Origin of the sequence: Photorhabdus sp. RM322S, assembly GCF_042879395.1 — a bacterium.
Taxonomy (GTDB): domain Bacteria; phylum Pseudomonadota; class Gammaproteobacteria; order Enterobacterales; family Enterobacteriaceae; genus Photorhabdus; species Photorhabdus khanii.
Genome location: NZ_JBHFKW010000123.1, coordinates 1 through 1,425 on the forward strand (window position 1 = coordinate 1; position 1,425 = coordinate 1,425).

The window sequence follows — 1,425 nt, forward strand, 5'->3', positions numbered from 1 at the left end:
GTACAAACGCTATTCCAGAATCCAACACTTCGTGTTCTGGCGCAGTCTCTGGCTGAGCATAATGAAATCCCGGTGCCTGAAAACCGTATTACACCGGATACGGTGACGTTGACACCGGATCTGCTGCCGTTAATTGATCTGACTCAAACTGAGATTGACCTTATCGTTGAGCAAATACCGGGCGGGCTCAAAAATATTCAGGATATCTACGCGCTGTCGCCGTTGCAGGATGGCATTTTGTTCCACCATTTACTGGCGAATGAAGGTGATCCCTATTTGTTAGCCGGTCAGATGGCTTTTGCTGACCGGCTGCTGTTGGATCGTTATCTGGCGGCGGTTCAACGGGCCGTTGATCGACACGATATTTTACGTACTGCCTTTATTTGGCAAGGATTGTCAGTGCCGGTTCAGGTGGTCTGGCGTCAGGCCCCATTATCAGTGACTGAACTGGTTCTGGACCCGGCTGACGGTCCGGTCAGTGAGCAGTTAACCCGGCGTTTTGATCCGCGTCGGCATCGTCTCGATTTGAGACAAGCGCCATTGCTGCACTTTGTCATCGCTCAGGAAACGGATGGACGTTGGATGTTGCTGGAATTGCAGCATCACTTGATCGGCGACCATGAAACGGTGGAAGTGATGCACCGCGAAGTGCAGGCGTATCTGACGGATCAAGAGGGCAGCTTGCCTACGCCGACACCTTTCCGCAATCTGGTGGCGCAGGTGCGGCTAGGGGTGAGTCAGAAAGAACACACCCGCTTCTTTACTGACATGCTGGCGGAGGTAGATGAACCGACCCTGCCGTTTGGGCTGACGGAAGTGCATCGTGATGGCTCGCTGGTGGCTGAATCCCACCGGATGTTGCCGACCGAACTAAATAACCGTTTGCGTCATCAGGCAAGACATTTGGGCGTCAGTCTGGCGGCGTTGTGTCATTTGGCCTGGGCGCAGGTGTTGTCACATACCAGTGGTCAGGAGAAAGTGGTGTTCGGCACGGTACTGTTTGGACGTATGCAGGCGGGAGACGGTGCCGACAGTGGTATGGGGCTGTTTATTAATACTTTACCGCTGCGGCTGGATATCAATGATACCCCGGTACGCGACAGCGTACAGACAACACATACCCGGCTGGCTGGATTGCTGGTGCATGAGCATGCGTCGCTGGTGTTGGCCCAGCGTTGCAGTGGTGTGCAGGATGGTGTTCCACTGTTTAGCGCTCTGTTGAACTACCGGCATAATGGGAATCCGATGACCCCGAATGAGGCCGTGGAGGGCATTGAGTTCTTGGGAGGGCAAGAGCGTACTAACTATCCGTTTGTGCTGTCGGTGGAGGATGGTGGCTCTACTTTGGGACTGACTGCTCAGGTGGTGCAGCCGTTTGAACCAGAAAGACTATGCGGTTATATGCAGCAGGCATTGGAAAGTTTG

The 1,425-nt window shown here is 53.9% G+C and carries 1 protein-coding gene; it reads left to right on the forward strand.

What is annotated here, in order from left to right:
• Window positions 1–1,425, forward strand: a 1,425-nt coding sequence (locus tag ACGF63_RS22845; protein ID WP_387633373.1) for a condensation domain-containing protein, incomplete at both ends; no start/stop codon positions are given.